Genomic DNA, 23960 nt, shown 5'->3' with positions numbered 1-23960 from the left:
TCACAATCATTGGGAGGGGTTTTCATGTCAGCGTTTTGGGGAGAGTTGATTGGAACCATGATACTGATTGCACTGGGCGGAGGCGTATGTGCCGGCGTATCGCTGAAAAAATCTTTTGCGGCAAATTCGGGTTGGATCGTCATTACGATGGGGTGGGGGCTGGCGGTCGCGATGGGGGCGTATGCGGTAGGTTCGATCAGCGGCGCCCATCTCAACCCGGCGCTCACTTTGGGCCTGGCGCTGATCGGGAATTTCCCCTGGGCCGACGTCCCATCGTACATCGCGGCGCAAATGCTCGGGGCTATCCTCGGGGCCGTCATCGTGTATCTGCATTATTTGCCGCATTGGAAGGCGACGGAAGATCCGGGCACCAAGTTGGGCGTATTCGCAACAGGTCCGGCCGTGTACCATCCTTTCTCCAACTTGATGAGCGAAATGATCGGGACGTTCATCCTGGTACTCGGGATTTTGGCCATCGGCGCCAACAAGTTTACGGATGGGCTGAACCCGCTGATCGTCGGCTTTCTCATCGTCAGCATCGGCTTGTCGCTGGGCGGAACGACCGGGTATGCAATCAATCCGGCGCGCGACTTGGGGCCGAGAATTGCGCATGCGCTGCTGCCGATCGCAGGCAAAGGCGGCTCCAACTGGCAGTACGCCTGGATCCCTGTCGTAGGGCCGCTGCTGGGCGGGGCGCTGGGGGCGTTATTTTACAAGAATGTATTTTTGGGCAAACCGGACCCGGCCATTTGGATCGTGCTGGGCATCGCGGCCGTCATCTTCGGCATCGCGCACATTTCCGGCAAAAGCACCAAGTACAGCGTATCAATGTAGGCGTCGTTATCTGCTCGATCATACTCAAATATTTTAAATGGGGGAACTTCACATGGAAAAATACATTTTGTCGCTTGATCAAGGTACAACGAGCTCCAGAGCTATTTTATTCAACAAAGCGGGCCAAATCGTCCACGTCGCTCAGAAGGAGTTCAAGCAAATTTTCCCCGAACCGGGTTGGGTGGAGCATAATGCTCTGGAAATCTGGGGAACGGTGCTCGCCGTCATCGCGACTTGCTTGATTGAGTCCGGCGTGAAGCCGGACCAAATCGCCGGCATCGGCATTACGAACCAACGCGAGACGGCGGTCGTATGGGATAAGGAATCCGGCCGCCCGGTCTACAATGCGATCGTGTGGCAATCCAGACAGACGAAATCGATTTGCGACGAATTGCAATCCGCGGGCCACAGTGAATTGTTCCGCTCCAAAACGGGGCTGCTGATCGACTCTTATTTTTCGGGCACAAAGGTCAAATGGATTCTCGATCATGTCCCGGGAGCCCGGGAGAGAGCGGAGAACGGCGAGCTGCTGTTCGGCACGATCGATACGTGGCTGATCTGGAAGCTGACCGGAGGCGAGGTGCATGTTACCGACTACAGCAACGCTTCACGCACGCTCATGTACAATATTCATGAATTGAAATGGGATGATGAACTGCTGGAGCTGTTGACGATCCCGAAGCGGATGCTGCCCGAAGTGCGCTCCTCCTCCGAAATTTACGGCAAGACGGTCAACTATCATTTCTTCGGCGAGGAAATCCCGATTGCCGGCGCCGCCGGCGACCAGCAGGCCGCCTTGTTCGGGCAAGCTTGCTTCAAAGAAGGCATGGCCAAGAACACCTACGGCACCGGATGCTTCATGCTGATGAATACCGGCGACCAGCCCGTTCAATCTTCGCATGGTCTGCTGACAACGATCGCCTGGGGCATCGACGGCAAAGTGGAATATGCGCTTGAGGGCAGCGTTTTCGTGGCGGGCTCCGCCATCCAATGGCTCCGCGACGGCCTGCGCATGATTAAGGAGTCGAAGGACAGCGAGCTGTACGCAAGCAAAGTGGATACGACAGACGGCGTGTATGTCGTTCCGGCGTTTGTCGGACTGGGGACGCCCTATTGGGACAGCGAAGTGAAGGGAGCCATCTTCGGCCTGACGCGCGGCACTTCCAAAGAACATTTTATCCGCGCCACCCTGGAATCGCTCGCTTACCAGTCCAAAGACGTGCTTAGCGCCATGGAAGCCGACTCTTCGATTGAGCTTACCAAACTGCGCGTGGACGGCGGGGCGGTGCAGAACAATTTCCTGATGCAGTTCCAGAGCGATATGCTCGGCGTACCGGTGGAATGCCCGCAAGTTTATGAGACGACAGCGCTCGGCGCCGCTTACCTGGCCGGTCTGGCCGTCGGATACTGGGAGAGCCGGGATGAGATTGCGGCGCAGTGGAGCATCGACCGCATCTTTACGCCGACGATGCCGGAAGCGCGGCGCAATGATTTATACGCCGGCTGGGGCAAAGCAATTGAGGCAACAAAGGTATTCAAATAAGGCCGGAAATATGCTATAATTTTTAATAAGTTAATATTTAAATTCGGTTGGAGAAGCTTGAAACCGCAATTGCACTTTAGCTCATAGCTGAAGTGTTATTGCGGTTTTTTTGTTCACTTCTATTAGAGGTTGCACTATTATGCCGTCTTTACGACGAGGAGGTTATTGGGATGACAGTAACATTTTCCGCAGCAAACCGCAAAGCGATGGTGGAAGCCATGAGGCAACAGCCGCTGGATATCATTGTGATCGGCGGAGGGATTACCGGGGCCGGCATCGCCCTGGATGCGGCGACGAGGGGGCTGCACACGGCGCTGTTCGAAATGCAGGACTTTGCCGCAGGTACCTCCAGCCGCTCAACCAAGCTGGTGCATGGCGGCCTTCGCTACCTGAAGCAATTTGATGTCAAAACAGTGTCCGAGGTCGGCAAAGAACGCGCCATCGTTTATGAGAACGGCCCGCATGTGACAACGCCGGAATGGATGCTGCTGCCCCTGCATCGCGGCGGCACGTTCGGCAAATTCAGCACGGGCATCGGCCTGCGCGTCTACGACTTCCTGGCCGGAGTCAAGCGCAGTGAACGGCGCCGGATGCTGCCGCGGCAGGAGACGCTGGCCCGCGAGCCGCTGCTGAAACAGGAGGGGCTGCTGGGCGGTGGTTATTATGTGGAATACCGGACGGATGACGCCCGCTTGACGATTGAAGTCATGAAAGAAGCCGTTCGCTACGGTGCAAAGGCCATGAATTACATGAAAGTCGAATCTTTTTTATATGAAAACAACAAGGTCGCCGGCGTGCGCGTGGTCGATCAATTGGACGGCTCGGCGTATGAGTTCCGGGCTAAGAAAATCATCAACGCCGCAGGCCCCTGGGTCGACGAGCTTCGCGGCAAAGACGGGTCCAAGACCGGGAAGCACCTCCAATTGTCCAAAGGGGTCCATCTGGTCATCGATCAGTCGAAGTTTCCCTTGAAGCAAGCGATTTACTTCGATACACCGGACGGCCGGATGGTCTTCGCCATTCCGCGCAACGGCAAGACGTACGTAGGCACAACGGACACGTTCTACAAGGCCGATCCTGTTCAGCCGGTCATGACGAAGGAAGACCGCGATTATATTATGGCGGCGATTCGTTACATGTTTCCGACGGTTCAGCTTGCCGAGGCGGACATTGAATCCAGTTGGGCCGGCGTGCGGCCGCTCATTTATGAGGAGGGGAAAAACGCCTCCGAAATTTCCCGCCGGGATGAAATCTGGCAATCTCCATCGGGATTGATTACGATTGCGGGCGGCAAGCTTACCGGATACCGCAAGATGGCCGAAACGATCGTCGATCTGGTCATGCGGCTATTAAGCCAGGAAGAAGGAATAGCGTTCGTAGCGGCGAAAACGAAAAACATGCCGATCTCCGGCGGTCATGTAGGCGGCTCCGACGCATTTCCGCAATTTGTTCGGCAAAAAAGCGAGGAAGGCGTTCGCCGCGGTTTGGATACCGCACTTGCCGAGCGCTGGGCGCATCTTTACGGCTCCAACGTCGACCGGATCTTCGAACTCGCGGAGCGCCGGCGGGAAGCAGCGGAACAAAGCGGACTGCCGCCGGAAGTGCTCGTCCCGCTCCTGTATGCCCTAGACGAAGAAATGACCGTCAAGCCGGTGGACTTCTTCATTCGCCGCACGGGCGCGCTGTTCTTCAACATCCGGTGGGTGCACGAATGGAAGCAGCCTGTGATTGAATTTATGGCCTCCGCCCTCGGCTGGACCCCGGAACAACGCGACGAATATACGCAAGAGCTGGACACCGCCCTGTATCAAGCGGTCACTCCGCAGATGGAGCATGGCAGGGAATAAAGCGTAGGCCAGGGTTCGCGTTGGGGAACTAACGTTAGCATGACGGTAAGTGAAGACTTGAGAAAACGGCAAAATTAGTCTATTGAAGATCTCGGGTGACAGCATAAAGGAAAAAAAGGGCGCTATTTCAGCGACATCCCCCATCTTACGTGAAATAGAGGAATTTTATGGCGCTATTTTCACAATTTAGTGGCGAAAGGCCGCTTTTCGGGTAGCGTCAAGAGTTTTGTGTAATTATCTTTTAGGGTTCGAAGTAGGGTATCCATTGGGGCAATGGATATCATTGGTTTTCAAGCTTCAGGGGGGATCCCCCCTGAAAAATTTCCTTTTTATTTCCAGTTGTCAAAGTGTCCTTGTTATCTATGCTTTGTGTGCCACACCTGGCTAACGCGACTGCATCGGCTCAGGCCTGGGGATATTTTTCGTCAAACATTTTTTTGAGCGCTTGCTGGGTTTTTGCATCCGCGAATCCACGCAACACCCGGCTGCTCCAGCGTTCGTTATAGGAGAGGGCCTCTAGATAAATAATTTTCTCCGCTGCATCCATGTTCGTCAAACTGTTCATGGGCCGCAGCCGCTTGCGGATTTCCTTGTTTGTTCGCTCGATGGGGTTCGAGGTGTAAATGGCATAGTGGATCATCGTTGGGAAATCGTAAAAGCGAAGGAGGACCGGTAACTCGTTCTCCCACGACGCGAGCTCCTTCGGATAGATCTTGCCCCACTTGGCTTGCACGAGGTCGAAATTGGCCATGGCGACATCGCGATCCATGGCACTGTAAATCGTCTTCATGTCCGTCACGAAATCCGCTTTGTCCTTATCACGGATTTTCGGTAGCGTATTGCGCATTTTATGAGTGACGCAACGCTGGACGCCGGCCTGCGGATACGTTTCCCGGAAGGCCTCCTCCAGTCCCGCTAAGCCATCGAATACGCCCAGCAGCACCTCGTGCACGCCACGTTTGTAGAGGTCTCGCAGGACATCCCTCCACCCGTTGGCGCTTTCTTTGCCGCCAAGGCTGAAGCTAAGGATCTCACGGTGTCCGGCCTCATCGACACCCATGGCAATATAAATGACTTCGCTGGCGACGGACTGACGCTTGAGCTTCACGTACATCCCGTCCAGATAGATGACCGCATAACGCTTGGCCAGCGGTCGAGCCTGCCAGGCCGCAACGTCTTCCAGCACCGTGCTCGTGATGTTGCTCACGGTCGTCGGCGAGTACTGGGCGCCAAACATTTTTTCAATGAAGGCGGCGATGTCTCTTGTGCTCATCCCGCCCTTGTACATGTGAATGACCGTGTCCTCTAGCCAAGCTTCCCGCCGCTGGTAGGGCGCGAACAGTTCCGTCTGAAAGTCGCCTTGGCGATCCCGCGGCACTTGCAGATCCGGAATCACCCCGTGTCGGGTTTCCCAGTTCCTGCTGTAATATCCGTTGCGGCTGTTTGCCACTTCCGGGTGCTCTACTTGTAAGTAATTTTTAATTTCCTCCTTTAAAAGAGTTTCAATTTTTTCTTTTAGAAAACTTTGCATTGTATTTTCGAGTTGTTCTGTGAACGAGTTTTGTTGTATAGTTGTCATTGAGTAGGGTTCCTCCTTGGTGACTTCGCAATCCCAAGCATACCCTACTTTTTTGTCGTTTGATAGACTAACCTGTCCTTACACAACTTATTTTACGCCATCCGCTTTTCGACCTGTTCATCGAAAATTAAGACCCAAAAGTTCCCCTATTGGTGATGAATAGGCTCAAATTCGGAAATAAGACCCTAAAATTCCTCTATTTTATGGGGACGATACCCTATGAGGCTTATCGGTAAAACTGTAATGAATTATCGAAGTGTCACCAATTTCCACTAAACTCTTATCAGACCAAACATTTGTGCTTTGAATTCCAACTGTGCTCGCTTGTTTATAAGTACTATGGAAATCTTGTATTTATCGGCCTTGTTGTACTCCTCACTTTCAACTACATTCAATTCATATGGGAGCTTAGAAACTATTATTTTTTCTTTTACTTCATCATAAATTCTAAGCCTTTCCTCAAGATTAGGAGCAGGCACATCATCCATCTGCAAACTTGATATCTTTAGCGATAACGGGGCAGCAGAAAATAATAAAGTAAAGAACAACGCAACGTTAAGCAATATAATTAAAAAACTTCTTTTTTTCTTAACCCACATCAATAGAAGGCCGTAACCTACAAGAATCATAACTAAGAAAAGCAAATTTTTGAAAAATACAGTTGTGTTTCTTCCCGATACTAAAGTATTGCTACTTGAGAAGATAACATTGACCACCAAGAAAAAACTGCCGAATCCTAGTAAAGCACTTAATAGAAGTAGAAGAACACTTAAAATTCCCTTTTTCAATTAGTACTCCCCTCACATTTTCTTATTCCACCATTTTTAAAATAACAACTGAAAACTGAGCCAAAGCATTAATATGTTTTTATTAAAATCATTCCCTTGTCTTATTTTTTTTCTTAATCAAAAAGCAGAATTATATAAGAGAAACATTGTGAGAATCTTAAAGCCTCCCTTCTTTCAAAAAGTCGAACGTTGCCATAATATAGACTTTTTTAAAACTTCCTAGATTTTTGATATTACTAATTTTTATAACTCAACTTTCGCAGCAAAAAATCGGCAGACAAGTCTTGATTTAGCTGGGTAAAGCAGCAATCCATTGCCGGAGTTGACACTGAATCAGAAGCGGACAGTGTCTTTCCTAAATCGGGCAAGCAACTCGACCGCTTTGCTACGATTCTGCTTAAACATGGAAGCATAGAAGCGTCAACGATGAAGAGGGCGTCTCAATCCGCCGAAGTCAGCACATCTACCTTTTGCACCGTAGCCGTTTCGATCAGTGTCTCAAATCGACGCCAGGTGAGGGGGGCTGGTCTAAAGGGTTCGTGTCTTGGTGTTCGTGTCTTGGTGTCCCTGCCTGCTGCTTGCCTTTGCACGATTATCCCTTTCGTTCAGAGAGCGGGGGGGTGTGGGCTAGAGCAAGGGTTCCAAAAAAGAGAGAAAAAGAGATAAGGAAAAAAAATGAGGCGGTTCAGGTGAGATTTTCGACTTGATTAGGGAACATATGTTTGGTATAATGAAATAAATCGAACTCACGTTCGTGTATTCTTGATTCGGGGGCGAGCGAACATGGAGGGCAATACGGGAACGGAACTTCAACCATTCAGCAGCCGTTATAACAGCGAGCAGGACTGCATGGAGGCGCTGATCGCGATGAAATGGCCAAGCGGCTTCGTCTGCCCGCGCTGCGCTCACACCCGGTGCAGTCGTCTGAGCTCTAGGCATATTCCCTTGTTCGAGTGCGGAAGGTGCAAGCATCAAACGTCGGCTTTGGTCGGCACGATTTTTGAAGGAACGCATCTGCCCCTGCTCAAGTGGTTCAAGGCGCTGGAGCTGTTCCTGCTTGAGGACGGCATCTCGGCGATGCGGCTGAGCAAGGTGATCCGGGTCACCTACAAAACCGCCTGGTTGATGCTGCATAAAATACGCCATTCCGTTGGGGAATTCGATGCCCGGGAGCTGCTCCGCGGAGACGTGAAGGTGAACAGCGATCTGTATGGGCGTAATCCGTCCCGGTTTCAGTTTTCGCATCCGTATGCCTCGGCGGTCGTAGCGGGATGCACAGTCACGGAGTCGGGCGAGCCGGAGCAGGTCAAAATCCGTCTGGTGCCGCATAAGAGAGGAGACGGGAAAAGGGCAAACCGTCTCGAACTCGCTGCGTTCATCAACGGGCATGTGGATATCCGTACATCGGCGGTAGAGTCATTCCCCCTAGCCTATCGGCTGTATACGCCCTTGCGGAAAGTGGTGAGAGAGGTGTGGGAATCGCTGAAGAGTACGTATGTAGCCTTGGGACTGAAGCATCTGCAGGCGTACCTAAACGAGTACACCGTACGCCGCTCGCTGCGCCGGCCCGGAGCGGAAGAAACGATGCGGCAGAAGTTGCTGCACATGTGTGTGGCGATTCCGGCGATCCCTTACCGTAGGCTGATCGAACGCCAACCGAACCAGCCCCTTGCGGCTGCCGCCTGATCGTGGCGCTTGAACGGTGGGGGAGTTTGCCGCAGATCAACTTAATGGGTAGGGGTTAGCATGAACAGTCCGGGCGGTTGCTGCAGATGGAAGGGTTTAGGCTACAGCAAAATCACGGTCTTTTCGTTTCCCTTGCGTCTTGTCCTTGATCTCCTGTCTTGATTTTTGTCCGGCCTGTTTCACCTCCCCTAAACCCGATTCCTTCTCCTAAGCCTTTCTAAATTATCTCGAACCGATCTGCTTCTCCACCAAATATTTTCTTCTCCCAAGCTAGTCTATTTCTCTGCTACCCTGATCAAACGGGATAATCGTGCAAAGCGTCCGGACAGTGAGTGTTGATCTGCCGCCCACCCCAAGAAAAGAATACTTTACTTCTTTTAGCAGTTGATTTAGGTCGGGCTGATGGTCTAGTAGTGTTTTTCTATTTTGCCAGCCGCCTATCTTAATTCTTTGAAAACCTTCAGTTCAAGGACTCAAGCTGATTTTTGCTCTGCGAAAGTTGAGTTATAAGTTTTAAAAAGTGTACTAATATTAAACCCCGGATTGCTCCGGGGCTAAGCATATAACAAAAATTTAATTTCTCCGATCATCATTTCATTTTATCTGTCTTTACCCCTTGAAATTGGAACTACTCCTCAAAACACCTTCTTATGCTCCCGATCCTCCTTCAAAATCTCCACCGCTTCGCGGAACCGCAGCGAGTGAATGATTTCGCGCTCGCGCAGGAACTTCAGGCCGTCCTGGATGTCGACGTCGTCGGTCATGTCGATCAGCCACTGGTATGTAGCCCGCGCCTTTTCTTCGGCGGCGATGTCCTCGTACAGGTCGGCGATCGGGTCGCCTTTGGCCTGGATGTATGTGGCCGTAAACGGCACTCCGCCCGCGTTCTCGTAAAACAGCGCCTTGTCGTGGTTCACGTAGTGCGGGCCCAGCCCCGCCGCCTCGATCTGCTCCACGGTCAAGTCCTTCGTCAGCTTATACACCATAGTGGCGATCATTTCCAGATGCGCAAATTCCTCCGTGCCGATATCGTTCAGAAGCCCGATGACCTTGTCGGGGATCGTGTATCTTTGATTCAAATAACGCAAAGCGGCCGCCAATTCCCCGTCGGCTCCGCCGTACTGCTCGATCAGCAGTTTAGCCATCCGGGGGTCGCATTTGCCTACACGAACAGGATACTGCAGCTTTTTCTCATAGATCCACATATCGCCTGGTTAACCTCCTTTAGCTTCAACTCAACCGAACCATCGGTCGCCTAAACCTGCCATGGCCACGGGCTTTGCGACCATTCCCAAGGGAATTTCGAATAGGCGCGCCCAAAGTGTTGCAGCGGCCCGTATCGCTGTTGAAAATGATTGGCGAGCTGCGTCCGTTCCTGCGTCAATTGGTTGAACTGCTGAATGGCGGCCAAGTCGTCGGGGTGCGTGTCGAGGTACAGATTTAACTCCACCAGCACAAAATCAAGCGCCTGCAGTTTTTCCAACAATTCGTAATACTCCGGCTCGTACGGTTTGTTCGAGGTCGTCGTCATGGGATCACCGTCCTTTTCCCCATTTGGATTCATAAGGGCTGTACAAAGCGGGCCACAACGTACCGTGCCTTAAAGCCTCCATCGGGCTGAACTGCGGCAAATTCGGCGGTTGAAAAGGTATAAATAACTGCGGAGGGGTGCTGTATGTTTTGTGGGTGATTGGCGGACAAGGATCAAACGGCCCAATAAAGGGGGTAAACACACGCTCTTGGGGATGGTTCAAAGAAATTTCCTCCTTTTCCAGGACAAATTTCATGCTGTCAGGAAACCATCATTTCCCTGCATCTTACCAATAACATATGACATTCGCCCAGATAATGAACCGAAAATCCGCAAAAATCGCAAAAAAACATCGCCGCTGGAGAGGTCCTTTGCCCGCGCAAACCCATACCTTGGATGCGCGGGAGGAATGGTTACGGGGTTTCACCCGCTCTTAGAGCCAGGTTCTTATGGATCTTACTTTAAGTTAGAACTTGACTCTAAAGACGGGCCGGTCGAGTAGGCGGGGCCACTCCTTCTGGATTGAGCCCCACTCCGAGCCCCCTTCCCCTTGTTTCATGAGCAGAAGTATCGAGTACTTCGGCTCTTTCTAAACTTTGGACTCTGCTGCTCTAACGGACTCCAGCGACCTTATCCGCCCATTTCCCGGATATTTCCCAACCTAACGGACAGAGGCGCCCCTATTTCGCTCTAAACCCGTTCATCCAGGCCGATTTGAGGTAAATAAGGTCTTCTGTGTCCGTTACATTTTGCAAACCTCCGTTTCTCCTCAAATAACGGCTCTGGTGTCCCTTAGCCCCCTGATTCTCCTTCTCCTCCCTCGGAATTTTATACTTTCTGATGTGTTGTCAAAAAAAACGCCCAGGTTTGTCTTAAACCTGGACGTCCTCATTCTTATTTCCTTGGCAATAATCAGCAACCGGCTCTATTCATCCTCCAAATCTTCATCCGGCTCCAAAATTTGCAGCTTCGTAATTTTCACCCGGGTGATGCGGAGGCGGCCCGATTCGGCCACTTCAAACAGGATGTCGTCGACCTGTATTTTTTTCCCTTTGGCCGGAGCTCCTTCCAGCTCTTTGAACAGCCAACCCCCGATGGAGTCGACCTCCTCATCCTCGATGTAGCTGCCGACCAGATCGTTCACTTCCTCGATCAGCAGCCGGCCGTCCACCGAATAGACGCCTTCCGCCAAAATTTCCACTTCCGGACGTTCGTCCTCGAACTCGTCATGCAAATCGCCGACGATCTCCTCGAGAATTTCCTCCGCCGTCAGCAGCCCGGCCGTGCCCCCATATTCGTCCACCACTAGCGTCATCTGGGAATGCTTCTTCTGCATCAGGCGCAGCACCTGGCTGACTTCCATCGACTCCGGCACGTTCAGGATCGGCCGAATCATCTCCGCCAGATCCAGCGGGCGATCCGCTTCCGGCAGCAGCAGATCGGTAATATGAACAAAACCGATGATTTGGTCTTTATCCTCGACTGCAACCGGATATCGCGAATGTTTCGTTTCGGCCACGATTTTCATGTTTTCTTCCCAACTCAGGTTCGTGTACAAGCAGTCCATGTCCGTGCGCGGCAACATGACCTCGCGGGCCAGCATGTCCGAGAAATCGAAAATATTGTCCACCAGCTTCATTTCGTCCTGATCGAAAACCCCGCTTTTGGCGCTTTGATTCATCAGGATGCGAATTTCCTCTTCGGAGTGCGCTGCTTCAGCCTCGCCGGCCGGCTCGATCCCGAACAGGCGCAGCGCTCCGTTAGCGGCCGTATTGAGCAGCCAGATGACCGGCAGGAACAAACGGTAAAACATCAACAGCGGCCACGACAGCCACAGCGACGTCTCCTCCGATTTTTGGATCGCCAGTGATTTCGGGGCAAGCTCGCCCATGACGATATGTAAAAAAGTAATGATCGCAAAGCCGACGGCCACGGAAACCGTCGAAATCAGCGTCGGGTCTGTGGCGCCCATTTTATGCATCAGCGGCTCGACCAGCAGCTCCGATACGGCGGGTTCGCCGACCCAGCCCAAACCAAGCGAGGCCAGCGTAATGCCGAGCTGTGTTGCCGACAGATACGTGTCGAGCCGTTTATTCACTTTCAGCGCATAATTCGCGCGCCGATTTCCTTCTTTTACCAGTTGGGTAAGCCGGGACTGCCGCACTTTGACAAGCGAAAACTCGGCCGCCACAAAGAAACCGTTCAGTAATACGAGGATAAGAACAATAAGCAGGTTTAAGATCAGTTTGCCTACTTCAAATTCGGTATGACCATCAGGCAATGGAAACGCCTCTTTCCTATAATGTAATCGCTTGGCGGGTTTTAAAGTCGATATTTTTATAGTACATATCAGCTACTAGCAGATTAGGGCCGCAGCAGCCGGCGGCATCGCAATGGCAATTCACCGTCTGGTTCAGCGGATGCTCCGTTTGCCATTTGGCGAAAATGTCGTCCAGTCGCCCTTCGTTCACATTGCCGAACGCCGGAATGGCCGCAAAATCCGTCACGTAAACATCGCCCGTAAACATGTTCACATTCACGCGGTTCCGGCCGTCCGGATCGTTGCGCACCGTCACATTGGGTTCCTTGCGTAAACGCCGCAAAAGCGCAATATCCGCTTCACCTTCGCTGCACGCAAAAAACGGCAAAGTCCCGAACAGCATCCAAATCGACGGATCCCGTTCATCCAGCAGCGTATGTATCGCCTGACGCATTTCCGCGAGCGACAACACCGGCAGCCCTTCGGCAAAATCGGCCGCATACATCGGGTGAACCTCATGCCTCCGGCAGCCCATCTCCACGATCATGCGGTGAATTTGCGGAAGCTTCTCGTGCGTCCGGTAATTGATCATCGACTCCGCGGATATGAACATCCCCGCTTCGCTTAGTTTGCGCGTATTCTCGATCATTGTATCATACAGTTTATACGCGGCTTCCGCCGGAACGGGATGCCCGCTTCGCGCAAACCCCACCTCATGAAAATCGCGCTCGCTCGTATAATTGAAAGAGATGTGCATCACATCCAAAAACGGCAGCAGCGGCTCGTACCGGTCATAGCTCAGCGTCAGGTTCGAGTTGATCTGGGAACGCACTCCGCGCGCCTTGGCGTATTTGAGCAGCGGGATGATCTTCTCCTCCACAGTCTGCCGCCGAAACGTCGGCTCTCCTCCCGTGATGCTGATCGTCTGCAAATGCTCCACTTCATCCAGCCTTTTCAGAATGAGCGGCAGCGGAAGCTGCTCGGGCTCCTTCAATACCAGGCTGTCGCCGACCGCGCAATGCTCGCAGCGCATATTGCACAAATTCGTGACCGTCAATTCCACGCTGGTCAGCACATGCCGGCCGTATTTCCGCAGCGAAACAATCGGGTCCCACGGGTCGTTTTTCGGACTGATCGCCTGACTCCAAGCTCCCGCCGTATTATTCGTTTCTATCATGATTTATCACCATTCCCATCCCGTCAATCTCCGTAATCACCACGGAAAACCTGACGGACAAATCAACTTCATAGGGCGATTTCAAGTCCTCGCCCAGCGGATCGGTTATAACCCGCACCACCGGCCGCTGCGGCATATGCCCGTGAATTTTCACCACCACACCGCTTTCGCCCGTGCTTAACTTCACGGTCATGCCTAACGGGTAAATCGCCACCCGGTCGCGGAAAACCTCCAGCTTTGATTTTTCGTACCAATCCCCGCAACCGGCGTACAGCACCTCCAAAGCCTGATGCGGCAGCATCGCCTTGCGGTAGACGCGGTGCGTCGTCATCGCGTCGTAGGCGTCCGTAATCGCGATCCAGCGGGCGAATTCATGGATTTCCTCCCCCCGCAGCCCCCGCGGATAACCGCTGCCGTCTATCTTCTCATGGTGCTGGTAAGCGCAATGCGCCGAAATCAAAGGAATGCCCGGCTCATCCTTAAGCATTTTAAAGCCCAGCTCCGGGTGGAGCTGAATCTGCTTGAACTCCTCGTCGGTCAGCCGGGAAGGCTTGTTCAGCAGCGACAGCGGCAGCTTCGTTTTGCCCACGTCATGCAGCATCGCCCCCAGGCCAAGCATCGTCAGTTCGTCTTTGTTGTACCCGTGAATTTGTCCGAGCAGCAGTGTATACACGCACACGTTCAAGGAATGACGATACAGGTAATGATCCATGCTGTTGATGTTCATCATCATAATCATGGCGTCGTCCCTGGCGCTGAGATCGTCGAGAATCGACTCGATGATCCCGGTGAACTTTTTTCCCAAATAGGGATACACCACTCCTTTGACGGACGGGGCCGCCCAATTGCGAAACTGGGTCCGGATCTCTGCCAGCGCCTGCCGCCGCGTTTCATCTTCAATCATGTCCTGCACGGCGAGATCATCCGTGCGCGGATCCGCAACATAGACGAAATCCAGCCCGTGGGTCTTAAGACGCCGAATAATCGCATCGGTAAGCTCCGCATTTTCGGAGAGAAGAACGACCCCGTCCTCATTATAAATCTTTTTGCCTAATTTCATTCCGGCTTGCAGCGAGCCGACAGGTATCAACCGCATGTTATCCACTTCCATCTCTGTATTTTCGTAATGTCCCTATGGAACAGCGGCTTATTTATGGATCGTTAAACTTCCAGCCCTATGCGGAATTACCGCATAATAAAAATCCAGAATAACGCGGCAAGAATAAAGCGATAGTAAGCGAAATGGCGAAGCCGAATCTTTTGGATCAGCTTAAAAAAGGCCACGATCACCACATACGCAACAATAAAAGCCACGATAAATCCGACCAAAAAATAACCCAGCGTATCTGAAGTTAAATATCGGTATGAATCGAGCATTTCGTAACCCGAGACCGCGCACATAATCGGAATGGCGATCAGGAACGAAAAATCCGACGCCGCCCGGTAGCTTAGCCCGCTGAGCATGCCGCCGGCAATTGTGGATCCGGAACGCGAGAAACCCGGCCACAGTACGGAGATGCACTGGTACACGCCAATCAGCAAAGCCTGCTTGTACGTAAGCTGATCGATGTCCGGCGCCGTAATGTTCGCCTTGCGTTTGGAGAACCATTCGGCAAACAGCATAAAAGCGCCGCCTACGACCAAGGCCCATAATACCGTGGAAGGGCTGAACAAGCTTTTGATAAAATCCCGGAAAACATAACCGACAAGAAGCGCCGGCAATATCCCCAAAAAAACATGCAGCAAATTTAGCCGCTGCGACGGAGCGTTCGTGTTGACGGTCTTTACCTTCTGGCTCAGGCCAAGCAAGTCCAGGATCCGCTCCCGGTAAACCCAGGCCATCGCCAAAATGGCCCCGAGCTGGATGACGATTTCGAAAGTTTTCATCTCCGGCGACTGATCGTCGTATCCGAACAGCTTGGCCGTCAGGATCATATGCCCGGTCGACGACACGGGAATAAACTCCGTTAAGCCTTCCACAATAGCTAAAACAATCGCGACGATAAAACTCATCCCATCCTCCTGATCAGGTATGACGTCTATTCTTTTATTCTACTTTTTTCCATCGCTGATGAAAACAATTTTCCACCGCGCCGCGCGTTTGCAGCTCCATCCGCAGCAGATCGCGAAGAAAGTCAGGGAGCATGTACCGCTTCTCGCTTCCGTTTTTCAGCCGCTCATAGCCGACGCCGAACGCAAACATATCCAATGTGCCGACATCATAGATTCGCCGGGCTTCCACGGGTTTTCCCGCCACGCGGGCCTCTACGATCCGCCGGAAGGGAGGGGCGTCCGGATGGTAGAGAATCTCCATGCCGTCGGTGCAAATGCACCCCAGCACTTTCCCTCTGAAACCATAACCGAAAATGACTTTCTCCTTCATTTCATCCAATAGCGACTGCTCCAGGCTGTAAAGAATGTCCTCACCGCTCAGCTTCATTCTGCAAGGGTTGATAGGCGACGGGCACCGCTCATGCAGCATCCCCGCGCTGATCTCGCCTGCCGGAAGGCCGGCCAGCAGTTGCCCGCTGTTCACCATCGACAGCTCGCTGCCCGTATATCTCCGGACCGCTTGCGCGAGCAAATTGCCAAACGGAGATTCGGCGCCGTAATCTACCGGCAGGCTGCGCTCCGTGACGGCCACGGTACGGCTTAATCGCTCTTTGGCAAGCGTGAGGTTCCGGGAAATCGCTTCGGTCACCCGCTCCTGCTTGGGCCCGTCTCCCACTTCGCGGCAAGCGCCGCCGATTTGGAAGGCTCGCCCCTGGCCCGCCGGATTTTTGCGGACGACGATTTTTCCCAGATAACGGCCGAATTTACCGGCCGCCGTAATCATCGCCGAGCCGATCGGCTCGGGCGTCTCCAGCAGATGATGCGTATGTCCGCCCAAAATCAGGTCGATCCCCGGAACCGTCTCCGCCAGCTCGCGGTCCAGCGCCAGCCCCAGGTGGGACATGACGATCACCAGATCCGCCTGGCCGCGAAGCTGCCGCACGTCTTCAGCAATCGTTTCCCGCGGATTCAAAGCGCCTAGGCCCAGCAGATCATAAAATTCGGCAAAAGCAGCCGTTGCCGCAACCAGGCCGATCGTAAACCCGCCTTTTTGCACAATCAGCCGTCTTTGCATCCAGACCGGCGGACGTCCGGTTGCTTTTTCCAAAATATTGCCGCACACCACGGGGCTTTTCAGCTCCGCGTAAGCCTGTTCAAGCTGGTCGGGGGTAAACGTCAGCCCTTCATTGTTGCCGATCGTCACGGCATCGTAACCCGTCAGGTTCAGCACGTCCACGTTGGCCTGTCCCATCGTCCCTTCGGTTTCCACGGCGGAGCGGTCCATATGGTCCCCGATATCGAGAACAAGCGTAGGTCCGGACGCCTGGGCCCGCAATTCATCGATCATGGCTGCGATGCGCTCCATGGCGCCGAAATGGCTATGTATATCGTTCGTATAAAGAATCGTTAATGTATCCTGGTCCATCTCCGGCATCACATCCTGCCCCCTTGCCTTCTCCTTAAAACCGGCCTATTCTAAATTTTAGAGTTCAAAGAGTATTATATACCTTAAAATTGATCATTGTCTTCTGATAATGATATATTACAATCAAACCAAACCGAGGAGATTTCGTATGAACATCAAAATTGCTTTATTTGCCGGGTTGGCCGACCGCATCGGCGCGTCCAGCCTCGATTTTGCATATCCGCAGCCCGAACTTCAGCAAGTGACCGCGACTCAGCTGAAAGAAGCCTTGGCCGCCGCATATCCCGCCGCTTCAACGCTGATTGACGCTTCGTTCGTGGCGGTTAACCAGGAATATGCCGCAGGGGACGCCGTCATTACCGAACATGACGAGGTGGCTCTGATTCCGCCGGTTTCGGGCGGGGAAAACGCCGCGGAAGACGGAGAATCCCAGGCAGAGGGCGATCTTTATGTCATTACCGAGGAGCCGATTTCCGCCGAAGAGGTCAGCCGCAAAGTCATCACCCCCGCGCACGGCGCATCGCTTGCTTTTATCGGAACGACCCGGGAATGGACCGAGGGGCGCCGCACGGTACATCTGGAATACGAAGCTTACGTGCCGATGGCCTTGGCCAAACTGCGGCAAATCGGCGCCGAGCTCGGCGAGAAATGGCCGGGAACCAGATGCGCCATCAGCCATCGGATCGGCCGGGTCGGTCTGGCCGAAATCAGCGTTGTGATCGCCGTATCGGCCCCGCACCGGGACAGCTGCTACGAAGCGAGCCGTTACGCCATCGAACGGCTGAAACAAATCGTGCCCATTTGGAAGAAGGAAATCTGGGAAGACGGTTCCGAATGGAAAGGGCACGGCTTGGGTCCATGGAACCCTTCTGTCCCCGGGACTTACAGCTCGGTACGGTGACTGGCGCCCCATAATTCTCGTTGTCAATCCAAATATTTCCTGTTATTATAAAGGAAAACTGGTGATATGAGGTGTCATCGCCCTTGAAAGTGCATATCATGGAACTGAGCCCCGGAGATCGTCTTCAAACCGACATCTTTAACAATTACGGCGTTTTTGTTATGCAGAAAGGCGCCCGGTTGACGAAAGATGCCATCGTGAAATTGATGCAGCACGGTATCGACTACGTGGATATTGAACCGCAAAGCCGGGATGTGGACGCCCCTCCGGAAGAGTGGCCTTCCCATCCGGCGCAAAAAGTCAAACCCATTTTGGACGATACCGTGGACGGTTTTGAACAGATTTTCTTGGAAGCGCTAACTCACGGTACCTTTGATAATGCCAAAGTGGACAAGCTGCTTAAGCCCATGGTCAATCAACTCGTTGACCATAAAGACGTCGTCTCCTTGCTGCTGCTCTTAGGAGGCGATGACAACTATGCCTATCATCACTCTATGCAGGTCGGGATGCTTTCCTATTATATCGCTTCCTGGCTCGGTTATTCCAAGGAGAAAGCCTACCAGGCCGGCAAGGCCGGCTACTTGATCGACATCGGCAATTGCAAAGTGCCGCAGGAAATTTTGTCCAAACCCGGCAAACTAACGCCGGAGGAATTCGATCAGGTCAAAAGACATCCCGCCTACGGATATGAAATCATCCTACACTCAACCGGAGATGAAATCGCCGCTCAAGTGGCCCTGCAGCACCATGAACGCGAGGATGGGAGCGGATACCCAAATGGCCTGCACGCCAAAGACATCCATCCTTTCGCCAAAATCGCCGCCGTCGCCGACGTTTATTCCGCAATGACCACCAATCGGGTTTACCGCTCCAAGCAGGAACTGCTGACCGTGCTGCGCGAACTGAACAGCCTCAGCTTCGGCAAGCTCAGCCCCGAACCGACGCAAGCGCTGATCGGCCATTTGCTGCCGAACTTCATCGGCAAGAAGGTGCTGCTCAGCAGCGGCGAAGTCGGCTCGATCGTCATGACGAACCAGACCGATTTTTTCCGCCCGCTCGTCCAAACCGATTCCCGCTTCATCGACCTGTCCAAAGAACGGGAGACCACGATTGAAGAAGTTTACCTGTAAGCCTGCGCAGGAGCTGCTCCATAGGTCAAAATCGACCCGGAGCGGCCTTTTGTGCGCCCAATCCACTCCCGCCCAGAGAGCATACACTATGGCAAAAACGTGGAGGCGCACAACATGCCGAACTACCGCATCATCGTCGATCTTTCGGACAGAAAGCTATATTTGCTGGACAACAACACCGTCGTCCGCGCGTTTCCGGTCGGGATCGGAAAAATGCTCACGCAAACGCCGCAAGGCACCTATACGATCGTCAACAAAGCCCCAAATCCCGGCGGCCCGTTCGGCGCGTATTGGATGGGGTTATCCAAACCCCATTACGGGATTCACGGCACCAATGATCCTTCCACCATAGGCAAAGAGGTTTCGCACGGCTGCATCCGCATGTACAACCCGGATGTGATCGAGCTGGCAAGAATCTTGCCGATCGGGACGAGCGTGACGATCAGGCAGTAGCCGTAACTTGTGCTGAATTGGAGACAATAAGGTCTCCTGAGGCCCCTCCTGACGTCCGTTACGATGATGAAATGCAAAAGTGCATGCGATTTTCGTCGAAATCCCTCGAAATTGGCGGCTCAACTGTAAAAGTGCAGTTCATTTCCGGGCAAAAGATACTTTTTGATCCAGTAGCCTCAAATCAGATGTATTTTTGCACTTCAACCGCTCAAAAGCAGAAATTTGCGGAAACTCAAATGTACTTTTGCATTTGATCCCATCAGATTCAGCGCCTACTCTACCGGTAGATGATGGTTTTCCCCATTATGTAAAAAAATCCGCAGAGTAAATCTGCGGATTTTGCAACCGAAACCGTGGATAGCCTCAGCTTTTCCTTAACCGATCGAACCTTCCATCTCGAACTTGATCAACCGGTTCATTTCCACCGCGTACTCCATCGGCAGCTCCTTGGTGAACGGTTCGATGAAGCCCATGATGATCATTTGCGTCGCTTCTTCTTCGGTAAGGCCGCGGCTCATCAAGTAGAAGAGCTGCTCTTCCGACACCTTCGAAACGGTCGCTTCGTGCTCCAGCACGATGTTGTCGTTCATGATCTCGTTGTACGGAATCGTGTCCGACGTCGACTCATTGTCGAGGATCAGCGTATCGCATTTGATGTTCGCCTTCGCGCCTTCCGCCTGACGGCCAAAGGAAGCGAGGCCGCGGTACGTCACTTTACCGCCATGTTTACTGATCGATTTGGACACGATCGTAGACGTCGTATCCGGCGCCAGGTGAATCATTTTCGCCCCGGCGTCCTGAAGCTGGCCTTTGCCCGCTACCGCGATCGACAGCACGCTGCCTTTCGCGCCACGGCCTTTGAGCACAACCGCTGGATATTTCATCGTCAGCTTGGAGCCGATGTTGCCGTCGACCCATTCCATCGTGGCGTTCTCTTCGGCCACCGCACGTTTCGTAACGAGGTTGTAAATGTTCGGCGCCCAGTTTTGGATCGTCGTATAACGCACGCGGGCATCCTTTTTCACGATAATTTCCACGACCGCGCTATGCAGCGAGTTTGTGCTGTAGATCGGCGCCGTGCAGCCTTCCGTGTAGTGCACGAAGCTGCCTTCGTCGGCGATGATCAGCGTGCGTTCGAACTGGCCCATATTTTCCGAGTTAATGCGGAAATAAGCTTGCAGCGGGATTTCGCATTTCACGCCTTTCGGCACGTAAATGAAGCTGCCTCCGGACCAGACGGCGCTGTTCAAAGCGGCAAACTTGTTGTCCGCCGCCGGAACGACGGTGCCGAAGTATTCGCGGAACAACTCCGGATACTCGCGCAGTGCGGAATCCGTATCCATAAAAATAACGCCTTGGTCTTCCAGGTCCTTCTGAATGCTGTGATAAACGACCTCGGATTCGTATTGCGCGGATACCCCGGCGAGGAATTTCTGCTCCGCTTCCGGAATCCCGAGTTTATCAAACGTTTCTTTGATTTCGGCAGGAACCTCTTCCCAAGTTTTCCCTTGCTTTTCCGAAGGTCTTACATAATATTGAATATCGTTAAAATCAAGCTCGCTTAGATCCCCGCCCCAACGCGGCAACGGCATCTTCTCGAATTGTTCCAACGATTTCAGCCGGAAATTAAGCATCCATTCCGGTTCGTTTTTAATACGGGAGATCTCCGTCACGATTTCGCGGGTCAAACCTTTACCCGATTGGAATATCGCTTTGTGTTCGTCCCGAAAACCATATTTGTACTCTTCCAATTCCGGTGCTTTTTTGGCCATGAGTCAGGTCCCTCCTTAAATTTAAGATTCGGTTTGAATCCCTTTTTTCAAAGCGTTCCAAGCTAATGTGGCGCATTTGATCCGGGCCGGAAATTTGTTAACGCCGGATAAGGCCTCAAGATCCTCGTAATCGTCAAAATCCACGGATTCGCCTAACATCAGCTTGGAGAAACGTCCGGCCAAGTCCAACGCCTCCGTCAGCGTCCGGCCCTTGACGGCTTCCGTCATCATCGAGGCCGACGACATGCTGATCGAGCAGCCTTCCCCGGTAAACCGGGCGTCCTTGACGATGTCGCCCTCGATGATCAGCTGCAAGGAAATCCGGTCGCCGCAGGTCGGATTGTTCAGGTCGACCGTAACGGCATCTCCAGCAAATTTTCCGCGGTTGCGCGGGTTTTTATAATGATCCATAATGACGCGGCGGTACAAATCGTCCAGTTGCATTACCCAAAATACTCCTTTGTTTGGATTAAAGCTTCCGCCAGTCGGTCGATATCCTGTTCCGTATTGTACAGATACAGGCTGGCTCTGGCCGTTGCGCTCGCTTCCAGCCAGCGCATCAGCGGCTGGCAGCAATGATGGCCGGCCCGGATAGCGATGCCGGAAGCGTCGAGCACGGTCGCCACGTCATGCGGGTGAATGCCTTCCAGATTGAAGGTCAGAAGTCCGACCTCGCGTTCGCGCGGTCCGTACAACGTTAGTCCCTCAATTTCCGATAGGCGGTTTATCGCATAAGCCGCAAGTTTGGCCTCGTGCCGATGAATTTCCTCCAGCCCGATCCCTTCCAGAAAATCGATGGCCGCCGCGAGTCCGACGGCGCCGGCGATAATCGGCGTCCCGCCTTCGAACTTCCAAGGAAGTTCCTTCCAGCTTGACTCGTACAAACCGACATCGTCGATCATTTCGCCGCCGTATTCGACCGGTTCCATCGATTCCAGCAGATGCTTCTTCCCATATAGTACCCCAATCCCGGTCGGAGCGCACATCTTATGTCCGGAAAAAGCATAAAAATCGCAGTCGAGGTCCTGTACGTCCACTTTCATATGCGGCGTGCTTTGTGCCCCGTCGACGACCATAACGGCCCCGTGCCGGTGCGCGATGGCGGCCAGCTCCTTCACCGGGTTCACCACGCCAAGCACGTTGGATACATAGGAAGTGGCCACGATTTTCGTTTTGCCGGTGATCGTCTTCTCCGCATCCTCCAGCGCGATATGACCGTCCGGCTGAAGCGGAATATATTTCAGCACCGCCTTCTTCTTCAGCGCCAATTGCTGCCAAGGAATCAGGTTGCTGTGGTGCTCCATCGGGGTGATGACAATTTCATCGCCTTCATTCACGGCCGCCGGGCCGTAAGACGATGCGACCAGATTCAGCGAAGTCGTTGTTCCCCGGGTAAAAATAATTTCCTCGCGGCGCGCCGCCCCAATAAAGCGGGCTACCTTCTCGCGAGCGCCCTCGTAAGCGTCGGTCGCCCGGCTGCCCAGCGTGTGAACGCCGCGGTGCACATTGGCGTTATCCCATTCGTAGTAGTGCTTCAGCGCCTCCAATACCTGGACCGGCTTCTGCGAAGAAGCCGCGCTGTCCAGGTAAACGAGCGGATGCCCGTTTACCTCCTGCTGCAAAATCGGAAACTGTTTTTTGAGCTCTTCGGCGTTTATGCTCATTGTCCCAACTTCCTTTCCACCAGAGCCTGCAGCTGCTTTTGCAGCGGCTCCAGCGGGATATCCGACACGACCGGCGCCAAGAAACCGTAGATGACCAAGCGTTCGGCTTCGGCGCGGGTAATGCCGCGCGACATCAAGTAGTAGATCTGCTCAGGGTTCACCTGGCCGACGGAAGCGGCGTGGCCGGCGGTAACGTCATCCTCGTCGATCAGCAGAATCGGATTGGCGTCCCCGCGTGCTTTCGGGCTCAGCATCAGCACTTTTTCCGTTTGCTGGCCGTCCGCTTTGGTCGCGCCTTTTTCGATTTTCGTGATCCCGTTGATGATCGCCGTAGCCGATTCGCGCATCACCCCGCGGGTGATCATTTGGCTGCTCGAGCTTTTGCCGTAGTGAACAGCCTTCGTCGTGTAGTTCAAACGCTGCGAGCCGGAACCTACCGCAATAACTTTTGCGTCGGAGCTCGAGCCGTTCCCTTGCAAAATCGACAGCGTTTCGCTGGCCGAGTCGCCGCCGTTCATTTCGCCGACGATCCATTCGATGCTGCCGTCATTTTCGACGATAGCGCGCCGGAATATCAGGTCGGTCGCTTGCTCGCCCAAATGATGCACCGTAGCAAACTGCACCTTGGCCCCTGGTTTTACGAACACTTCCGCGGAACCGTTGTGCACGATTTTGCCGCCCAGGTTCACGGAAATGTAGTTATCCACGTAAGTGACCTTGCTGTTCGCTTCGGCCACGATCAAGACATGCGGCGCAAATACCGCACCGGCCTCATCCAGCAGGAAAATGCTTTGCAGCGGCGCATCGATTTCGACGTTTTTCGGCACGTACAGGAATACCCCGCCGTTCCACAAAGCCGCATGCAGCGCGGCCAGCTGGTTCTCCTCCGGCTTCACCGCCGTATGCAGATATTTCTGAACGAGGTCGCCGTGCTCGCGGGCCGCGGTTTCCAGGTCGGTAAAAATAACGCCCTTCGCCGCCAGCTCCGGAGCGAGCCGGGTAAATACAGTGTCGGAGTTGCGCTGCACAAGCAGATTGCTTTGGTCCGTCAAATCGACGAGCGAAGTGATGCTGTCCGGAAGCTGCTGCGATTTTTCTTTGCGAGCCGCGCTTAATTCTCCGTAATTATTCAGGTCCCAGCGGTCGAGCCGCGTTTTCTCCAATTTAGGCAATTCCAGTTCCGCCGCCAGCTGCAGCGCCCGCGACCGGCTTTCGGTCAGCCACGCCGGTTCGCCGCGCTTGGCGGAAAGATTTTTTAACTGCTCCGCTTCCACCGGAAGAACGGTTTGTGTCGTCATCTTATGGTTCCTCCTTCCG

Annotated in this window: 21 protein-coding genes; 7 read left to right on the top strand and 14 right to left on the bottom strand. The window is 53.3% G+C overall.

From position 1 onward, the window contains the following. The first annotated feature begins 24 nt into the window (after window positions 1-24). From EHV15_RS17605 to EHV15_RS17595, 3 genes are all read left to right on the top strand, one after another. Window positions 25-834, top strand: coding sequence for an MIP/aquaporin family protein (locus EHV15_RS17605; protein WP_128632346.1), 810 nt, complete (start codon window positions 25-27; stop codon window positions 832-834). Between the two features lie 52 nt (window positions 835-886). After that, window positions 887-2377: a glycerol kinase GlpK gene (glpK, locus tag EHV15_RS17600; protein WP_128632345.1), complete on the top strand. Its 1491-nt coding sequence runs from the start codon at window positions 887-889 to the stop codon at window positions 2375-2377. A 170-nt stretch (window positions 2378-2547) separates the two neighbouring features. Beyond that, complete coding sequence (locus EHV15_RS17595) at window positions 2548-4224, top strand: glycerol-3-phosphate dehydrogenase/oxidase (RefSeq protein WP_128632344.1); 1677 nt, start codon at window positions 2548-2550, stop codon at window positions 4222-4224. Window positions 4225-4627: 403 nt separating this feature from the next. Here EHV15_RS17595 and EHV15_RS17590 read toward each other — a convergent pair whose 3' ends face one another. Next, window positions 4628-5803: an IS256 family transposase gene (locus EHV15_RS17590; RefSeq protein WP_128630411.1), complete on the bottom strand. Its 1176-nt coding sequence runs from the start codon at window positions 5801-5803 to the stop codon at window positions 4628-4630. 272 nt (window positions 5804-6075) lie between these two features. After that, window positions 6076-6591 (bottom strand): hypothetical protein, encoded by a 516-nt coding sequence (locus EHV15_RS17585; RefSeq protein ID WP_128632343.1) that lies wholly within the window; start codon window positions 6589-6591, stop codon window positions 6076-6078. Between the two features lie 783 nt (window positions 6592-7374). Here EHV15_RS17585 and EHV15_RS17575 point away from each other — a divergent pair. Next, entirely contained in the window at window positions 7375-8277 is a 903-nt protein-coding gene (locus EHV15_RS17575; RefSeq protein ID WP_128632342.1) for a transposase, read from the top strand. Between the two features lie 635 nt (window positions 8278-8912). Here the strand turns inward: EHV15_RS17575 and EHV15_RS17570 are convergent. The 8 genes from EHV15_RS17570 to EHV15_RS17535 all read right to left on the bottom strand — a co-directional run bounded on the left by EHV15_RS17570 (window position 8913) and on the right by EHV15_RS17535 (window position 16732). Further along, window positions 8913-9482 (bottom strand): manganese catalase family protein, encoded by a 570-nt coding sequence (locus EHV15_RS17570; RefSeq protein WP_128632341.1) that lies wholly within the window; start codon window positions 9480-9482, stop codon window positions 8913-8915. A gap of 50 nt (window positions 9483-9532) precedes the next feature. Further along, window positions 9533-9808, bottom strand: a complete 276-nt coding sequence (locus EHV15_RS17565) for a spore coat protein CotJB (RefSeq protein WP_128632340.1) — start codon at window positions 9806-9808, stop codon at window positions 9533-9535. A gap of 4 nt (window positions 9809-9812) precedes the next feature. Continuing rightward, window positions 9813-10064 (bottom strand): spore coat associated protein CotJA, encoded by a 252-nt coding sequence (locus tag EHV15_RS17560; RefSeq protein WP_128632339.1) that lies wholly within the window; start codon window positions 10062-10064, stop codon window positions 9813-9815. 669 nt (window positions 10065-10733) lie between these two features. Continuing rightward, window positions 10734-12089 carry a hemolysin family protein gene (locus EHV15_RS17555; RefSeq protein WP_128632338.1) on the bottom strand — a complete coding sequence of 452 codons (1356 nt, stop codon included), beginning with the start codon at window positions 12087-12089 and terminating at the stop codon, window positions 10734-10736. Between the two features lie 16 nt (window positions 12090-12105). Continuing rightward, entirely contained in the window at window positions 12106-13245 is a 1140-nt protein-coding gene (yfkAB, locus tag EHV15_RS17550) for a radical SAM/CxCxxxxC motif protein YfkAB (RefSeq protein WP_128632337.1), read from the bottom strand. Further along, entirely contained in the window at window positions 13229-14341 is a 1113-nt protein-coding gene (locus tag EHV15_RS17545; protein WP_128632336.1) for an HD-GYP domain-containing protein, read from the bottom strand. The genes yfkAB and EHV15_RS17545 overlap by 17 nt, the downstream gene beginning before the upstream one ends. An 89-nt stretch (window positions 14342-14430) precedes the next feature. Next, window positions 14431-15258, bottom strand: coding sequence for an undecaprenyl-diphosphate phosphatase (locus tag EHV15_RS17540; RefSeq protein WP_128632335.1), 828 nt, complete (start codon window positions 15256-15258; stop codon window positions 14431-14433). A 34-nt stretch (window positions 15259-15292) separates the two neighbouring features. Further along, window positions 15293-16732: a bifunctional metallophosphatase/5'-nucleotidase gene (locus tag EHV15_RS17535; protein WP_128632334.1), complete on the bottom strand. Its 1440-nt coding sequence runs from the start codon at window positions 16730-16732 to the stop codon at window positions 15293-15295. 139 nt (window positions 16733-16871) lie between these two features. On the opposite strand from EHV15_RS17535, the gene EHV15_RS17530 reads away from it, so the two are divergent. From EHV15_RS17530 to EHV15_RS17520, 3 genes are all read left to right on the top strand, one after another. Beyond that, window positions 16872-17624 (top strand): molybdenum cofactor biosynthesis protein, encoded by a 753-nt coding sequence (locus EHV15_RS17530; protein WP_128632333.1) that lies wholly within the window; start codon window positions 16872-16874, stop codon window positions 17622-17624. 83 nt (window positions 17625-17707) lie between these two features. Then, complete coding sequence (locus EHV15_RS17525) at window positions 17708-18754, top strand: HD-GYP domain-containing protein (protein ID WP_128632332.1); 1047 nt, start codon at window positions 17708-17710, stop codon at window positions 18752-18754. A 114-nt stretch (window positions 18755-18868) separates the two neighbouring features. Then, on the top strand, window positions 18869-19207 hold the full coding sequence (locus EHV15_RS17520) for a L,D-transpeptidase (protein ID WP_128632331.1): 339 nt from the start codon (window positions 18869-18871) through the stop codon (window positions 19205-19207). A gap of 374 nt (window positions 19208-19581) precedes the next feature. Here the strand turns inward: EHV15_RS17520 and sufB are convergent, their stop codons facing one another. Genes sufB through sufD form a run of 4 tightly spaced genes read right to left on the bottom strand, consistent with a single transcriptional unit; the run spans window position 19582 to window position 23941 of the window. After that, entirely contained in the window at window positions 19582-20979 is a 1398-nt protein-coding gene (sufB, locus tag EHV15_RS17515) for a Fe-S cluster assembly protein SufB (RefSeq protein ID WP_128632330.1), read from the bottom strand. A 21-nt stretch (window positions 20980-21000) separates the two neighbouring features. Next, complete coding sequence (sufU, locus tag EHV15_RS17510; protein WP_128632329.1) at window positions 21001-21423, bottom strand: Fe-S cluster assembly sulfur transfer protein SufU; 423 nt, start codon at window positions 21421-21423, stop codon at window positions 21001-21003. Beyond that, entirely contained in the window at window positions 21423-22643 is a 1221-nt protein-coding gene (locus EHV15_RS17505; RefSeq protein ID WP_128632328.1) for a cysteine desulfurase, read from the bottom strand. The genes sufU and EHV15_RS17505 overlap by 1 nt, the downstream gene beginning before the upstream one ends. Then, complete coding sequence (sufD, locus tag EHV15_RS17500; RefSeq protein ID WP_128632327.1) at window positions 22640-23941, bottom strand: Fe-S cluster assembly protein SufD; 1302 nt, start codon at window positions 23939-23941, stop codon at window positions 22640-22642. Before sufD ends, EHV15_RS17505 begins: the two co-directional genes overlap by 4 nt. Window positions 23942-23960: the final 19 nt, after the last annotated feature.

It is taken from the genome of Paenibacillus oralis (genome assembly GCF_003863965.1).
Taxonomy (GTDB): Bacteria; Bacillota; Bacilli; order Paenibacillales; family Paenibacillaceae; genus Fontibacillus; species Fontibacillus oralis.
The sequence above is the reverse complement of the archived record's forward strand: the minus strand, read 5'-3'. Positions and strand labels throughout refer to the sequence as shown.